Source organism: Streptomyces odonnellii, assembly GCF_000981895.1.
GTDB classification, from domain to species: Bacteria; Actinomycetota; Actinomycetes; order Streptomycetales; family Streptomycetaceae; genus Streptomyces; species Streptomyces odonnellii.
Genome location: NZ_LATD01000143.1, coordinates 1 through 6,104, shown reverse-complemented (window position 1 = coordinate 6,104; position 6,104 = coordinate 1). Strand labels below are relative to the sequence as shown.

4 protein-coding genes are annotated in these 6,104 nt (G+C 71.0%); 3 read left to right on the top strand and 1 reads right to left on the bottom strand.

Annotated features, from left to right (window positions below):
- Positions 1–1,510, top strand: a 1,510-nt coding sequence (locus WH07_RS14885) for a phosphodiester glycosidase family protein (RefSeq protein WP_046500355.1), incomplete at its 5' end; no start/stop codon positions are given.
- Between the two features lie 132 nt (positions 1,511–1,642).
- Here the strand turns inward: WH07_RS14885 and WH07_RS14880 are convergent.
- Positions 1,643–2,611 (bottom strand): hypothetical protein, encoded by a 969-nt coding sequence (locus WH07_RS14880; RefSeq protein ID WP_157877345.1) that lies wholly within the window; start codon positions 2,609–2,611, stop codon positions 1,643–1,645.
- A 128-nt stretch (positions 2,612–2,739) separates the two neighbouring features.
- Here WH07_RS14880 and WH07_RS14875 point away from each other — a divergent pair, with 128 nt between their 5' ends.
- Together WH07_RS14875 and WH07_RS14870 are read left to right on the top strand one after the other, a co-directional pair.
- Entirely contained in the window at positions 2,740–3,936 is a 1,197-nt protein-coding gene (locus tag WH07_RS14875) for a CapA family protein (RefSeq protein WP_046500354.1), read from the top strand.
- 341 nt (positions 3,937–4,277) lie between these two features.
- The coding region (locus WH07_RS14870; protein ID WP_046500352.1) for a cache domain-containing protein at positions 4,278–6,104 on the top strand (1,827 nt) is incomplete at its 3' end.

The window sequence follows — 6,104 nt, the reverse complement described above, 5'->3', positions numbered from 1 at the left end:
CGCGGTCAGTTTCGGTCTCGTGGCCTTCCAGCAGGTGCAGTGGAAGACGGACACCGTGGCGCCCGGCATCCAGGTGCGCAGCGGTGTCCTCAGCAACAAGGACGCCGCACCCGTCTGGACGGTCACGGTCCAGGCCCCGGCCGTCAACCGGCTGACCGGCGCCGCCACCTGGGCCCCGCTGGGCGACCGCGCCTGGGCCGACACCACGGAGGCGAAGCTCCGCGCCGCCGGGTTCGAGCCGCGGGCCGAGCGGGTCGTCTGGGACGAGTACGCCGACACACCGCGCGGCACGATGGGGTGGCAGGTGCGGGTCGGCTCGTACGCCACCCAGGCCGAGGCCCAGAGCGCCAACCAGGCGGTCGCGGCGGGCGGTTTCCGTACCTCAGTGGAGTGGACCGGTTACGACGGCCGCCAGTCGGCCGACCGGGAGAGCGTCCATGTCGCGGTCATCGACCCGCACCGGTTCCGCGGCACCGTGGAGAGCACCCACAACGGCAATGTCGCGGACCGTGAGACGACCTCCTCCGTCGCCGTGAAGAACGGCTCGCTGCTGGCCGTCAACGGAGGCTTCTTCATCACTTCCGACGCGGACGGTGTGCAGGGCACGGTGGCCGGTATCTCCGCGTACGACGGCGAGCTGGAGTCGATGGCCGTCGGCTCCCGCGCCGCGCTGGTCATGGCGGACGGCGGGCGGCACCCCCGTATCACCGACCTGTCCACCACGGTCACCGCCCGCGCGAAGTCCTCCTCGTACGCGGTGCAGGGCATCAACCGGCTCCCCGGAAAGGTCCGCAACTGCGGCCGCCCCGGCGCCGTCCCCACCGAGCTGGCCCGCCACGACACCACCTGCACCCTGCCCGACGACCTGGTGAAGTTCACCCCGAGGTTCCGTGCCGCTCTGCCGCAGGGCGCCGGCACGCAGGTCGTGCTCGACTCCAAGGACCGTGTGGTCTCCGTCGGTGCGCGCGGCGGTGAGGTCCCGGCCGGCGGTTCGGTCCTCCAGGGCATCGGCGGCGCGGCCGACTGGCTGACGGCCCAGGCCCGCGAGGGCGAGCGGATCTCGGTGCAGGAGGTCATCCGCGACTCCGCCGGACGGCAGATCAAGCTCGGCGCCCACGACAGCATCGTCAGCGCCGCCCCGACGCTGGTGCAGAACGGCCGGATCTCCATCGACGCCGCCACGGAGGGCACGCTCGACCCGCTGGACCTCTCCTTCGGCTTCGCCTGGTCGAACGTACGCCAGCCCCGCACCATGGCCGGAATCGACGGCCACGGACGGCTGCTCCTGGTCACGGTCGACGGACGCCAGCCGGGTATCAGTGAGGGCTTCACGCTGGGCGAGGCCGCCCGCTTCATGCGCTCCCTGGGTGCGAAGCAGGCACTGAACCTGGACGGCGGCGGCTCCAGCGCGATGGTGGTCGACGGCAAGCTGGTCAACACCACCTCGGACGCCACCGGCGAGCGCGCCGTCGGCGACACGATCCAGGTCCTCCCGGCCCGCCGGGGCTGACCGGTCCGGTCCGACCGACCGGGGCCGGTCCGGCCCGAGTCCAGCCCGAGTCGGCCCGTCCGGGGCCGGTCCGGCCGGCTCAGTCGGACCGGCCCGTCCGGCCGGCTCAGCCGGTCCGCCTCAGATACGTCCTCACGCGCCGGACGGGCTCAGCAGCCCGTCCGGCGCTGTTCTCCAGTCCGCCACCGCCGTGTCCATCGCCTTGATCGCGTCGCGGACACGGGCCGGGTCCGTCCGTACCGTGCGGCTGAATTCCACGTGGATGAAGGGGACTCCGGCGTCCGCCGCGAGGCGGCCCTGTTTGTTGGTGCGGCCCGCCAGGGGGCAGTTGGCGGTCCAGGCGCGGCAGATCCGGAAGCCGGCGGTCTTCAGGGCGCGGGCCAGGGCGACGGCCTGGGGGCGGGCCCGGTCGCCGGCGCCGGTGGAGACGACCGCCTCGTGGCCGGGGGACGTGCTGTCGGCGAAGCCGTGGATCTGGATGCCGGGCAGATGGCGGGCGACGAGTTCGGCGCAGACGGCGTGGAAGACGGTGTCGGTACGGTGGGCCATGTCGGCGGCGTTGCCCTCGCCCGCCGCCCGGTGGGCACCGGCGATGACGAGCACCCCGCCGGGGGTGTCGCGCAGGACGCCGGCGCCGAGGGTCTCGCTGTGGGCGTCGGCCACGGGGTGCGGCACCTGTACGGAGAACCGGGCGGGACCGTCGAGCGGGATGTACACCCGGCCCCAGCCGCGCGTGTCCTCGTCCGCGCGGTCGGCTATCTCCGCGAACCGGCGGCCCTGCCGGCTGTCCCGGAGGATCTGTACGCCGAAGTCGACCTCGGCGAGCCTGCGTTCGGCCTCGCCCCGCTTGCCGTCCAGATAGAGCGCGACCCCGGCCGCGACCGTCTCGCGCTCGGCGCGGTTCGGCGGCCGGAAGCCCGCGTCGGCGACGGTGTCCTCGGCGAAGTCCGCGACGCGCCTGCCCAGGTCGAGCTCGGTGCCGGAACCCGCGGCAGGCCGGGAGGGGCCGCCGGAGTCGCGGTTCCAGAGCGGAGTGACGATCACCACAGCGGCCACTATCAGTGCTCCGACCAGCAGGCTTGCCGTGATTGTTATCTTCACGGTCGAAGATCGTTCCATATCGCGTACAAAATACCTTTGTGAAGCAACCCCTCGCGCCTCTCTCTCCGCTCCGCGGACGCCGTACCGGTACGCGTACGGCTGCTCCCCGCGCCACCTTCCGTGCCGCCGTGACAGTCTGCCTCGCCGCGGCCGTCGCGGGCTGTTCCGCACTCGGTTCCGGGGGCGGGGACGCGGGCGCGGACGACAAGGGCGGAGGCCCCTCGTTCACGGTCGCCGCCGCCGGTGACGTACTGATCCATCCGCCGCTGACCGATCAGGCGCGCAAGGACGGCAAGGCCACCGCCGGCGGTCCCGAGCTGGACTTCGCCCCGCTGATGGCCGGGGTGAAGCCCGTCATCAGCAAGGCGGATCTGGCGATCTGCCATATGGAGCCGGTGATCGCTCCGAAGGGCGGGCCGTACGAGGGGTTCCCGAACTTCCAGGTGCCGCCGGAGATCGCGGGCACGCTCAAGAGCATCGGTTACGACACCTGCTCGACGGCGTCGAACCACTCGATCGACCACGGCGCCGACGGGGTCAAGCGGACGCTGGACACCCTGGACGCGGCCGGTCTGGGGCACACGGGTTCGGCCCGGAGCGAGGCCGAGTGGCTGAAGCCGCTGATCACCGAGGTGAAGGGGGTGAAGGTGGCGCAGATCTCCTTCGCTTTCGGCTTCGGGTCCGACCAGGTGCCCCCGGACAAGCCGTGGCTGGTCAACAAGACCTCCTTGACCGCGATCGCCGACGCAGAGAAGCGCGCCAGGAAGGCGGGCGCGGATGTCGTCATCCTCAGCATCCACTGGGGGCGTGAGCACCACAGCGCGCCCAGCACCTCGCAGATGGAGCTGGCCGAGCGCATCGCGAAGGACACCGGCATCAACCTGGTGATCGGGCATCACGCCCATGTCGTGCAGCCGATGGAGAAGATCGACGGCACCTGGGTCGCGTACGGCCTCGGCAATCAGGTCGCCCGGCACGAGGTGCCCAGCGGTCAGTCCGAGGAGGGAGCCATTGGCTGGTTCACGTTCACAAAGCACGGTGTGAAGTGGGACGTACAGGCGCAGTACGTACCGACCTTTGTCGATATCCCACCGGTGCCGGAGGATCCCGCCCAGCCCGACAAGCTGCCCGCGGGCGCGGTGACGGACTACCGGCTGGTCGATGTGGCGCGGGCGCTGAAGGACGGGAAGTCCCAGGACGGCAAGAAGTACACGGAGGAGCAACTCGCCCGTTACCGGCTGGCCTTCGACCGTACGCGGGGGACGATGCTCAACCGGGGTGCGGCGAAGGACGGGCTGACGCCCCTGGAGGAGCCGCCGGGCTAGCCCGCCCCGTCGGCTGCCTGCTGGTTTGCCTGTTGGTCGACTGCTCAAACGGGCTTTGACCGGGGCCCTTTGCCCCGATTGCGGGCCTCTCATGTCTCGCACGTAACATCTGTAATTCAGATCACACCGCGTACCGGTTCGATTGTGTACAACCATTCGACCCCGCGGCCGGTCATCTTTTCGCGGTCGGTAGCGTCCTCTTGGGCTCCTGCCGTCCTGTGTCCGTTCCGTACGGCCCAAGACCCCCGTGCGGGACCTGTTCGACCCCCACACGCCCGCGCCAGCGCGCGCACGCCCGCGCGTGCTCCGGCGCCGGCCGCACCATGCTGAGAGAGGTACCCATGGCCGTTTCGTCTGCGAAGCGGCGGCACAAGGTCCGCAAACGGGCCGACATGTCGCTCCTGGGTGGCATCCGCCCACCGATCGCGGTCCTCTCGGCACTGCTGCTCGCGCTGGCCGGCCTCACGGCCCTGGGGTTCGGCACGGCCGAACCGCTTCCCAAGGCGGTACGGATCTCCCAGCAGCACTTCGCCGAGGACGGCGCGATCGCGCTCCGGGCCTCGCTGGACGAATCGATCACCGACCTCGATCGGACCGCGTCCCTCTTCAACGCGGGCGACCCGGTCTCAGCCGACACCGTTCTCGACAAACTGGGCAATGTCTACCAGAAGTGGCGCGGCTCGGCGATCGTCGAGATCAAGTCGGGCAAACTGCTCGCCGCACGCGGCGAGAACGTACCGCTCCTCGCCGTCGACCTGCAGAAACTTTCCGACAAGGACGGTCTCGCCCCCCGGATGATCCGGCTGGAGAACGGCGAGACCCGGCTGCTCACCTTCGCGCTGCTGTCCTGGGAGGGCCGGCCGCAGCAGTTGCTGATCACCTCGAACAGCCTGAAGGTCCCCGGGGTCAGTCTCGGCAAGTTCCGGGCGATCGCCGTGGTCGACGCGGGCGGTACGGTCCTCAGCAGCGACGGCCTCCAGGCGCCCGAAGAGGATGATTCGGACACCGCCAAGGACGAGATCGCGCAGACCGAGAAGCAGCTCCGTACCTTCGCGAAGCGCTCCGCGGAAAAGGTCGGACAGAACCCGCTCACCACCAAGGAACCCGGCTCCGGTGGTTTCCTCGGGGTCAGCGGATCCATGACCGGCACCACGCTGATCAGCGGGGAGCGCCCGGTCGCGGGGTACGCGACGCTCGCCGCGCCGGAGGCGGGCGGCAGCACCGACGCGACCAGTCTCGGTCTCTCCGTGGTCACCCTGGTCACCGTCCCGGAGAACACCAGTCGGGTGAACGACCCCATGTTCGGTCTGTGGTCCGCCGGCGCGCTGCTGGTCATCGGTGCGCTGGCCGTGGCCCTGCTGCTCGGTACGGTCCAGGGCCCGCTGCTCCGGCTGTTCCTGGAGAGCCGCCGCCTCACCCGCGGCGATCTGACCCGGCCGGTGACCGTGCCCCGGTTCGGCGAGGCGCGCCGGATCGGCGACGCGCTGGAACAGCTCCGGCTCCAGCTCCTCGGCGCCCCCGCGCCCGACGGGAGCACGGGTACGGGCGGCGGGAAGCGGCGGCGCGGGCGGCGCGTCGGCACCCGGGCGTTGCTGGCGGGCGGCGGTGTTCTCCTGCTGGTCTGGTCTGTTCCGATGATGCTGGTGCTGAACCGTGCCGGGGACACGCTCGTGGTGCCGCAGCAGCTTGTGAGTGATCAGCGGGACCGTACGGACACGGTGACGGACCGGGTGCGGCGTGCGCTGAACGAGGGATACGCGGATCTGCTGTCGGTGGCGACGCTGATCGGTGACGAGACCAGGCCGGGGGACATGACCACGGTCCTGGAGCGCACCATGACCGAGCATCCCCGCTACCGCTCGCTGTACGTCCTCTCCGGCGACGGCACCGTCCTGGCCCGGGCCGGCGACACCCCCACCGACCCCGGCGCCAAACGCCCGGGCAACGGGCCGATCGCGGTCCTGGGGGACGGGTCGAAGGAGCCGCGGATCACCGGATACGCCGAACTCCCCGGCCGCGACGGCGCCCTGGTCGTCGGCGAGTTCCGCATCGACTTCCTCAACTCCCTCCTCAAACGCCCCGGACTGGGCCAGGTACGGATCGTGGACGCCCAACGCCGGATCCTGGGCTCCAACACCGGCTACCAGGCCTTCGAACCCCTCCCCTCG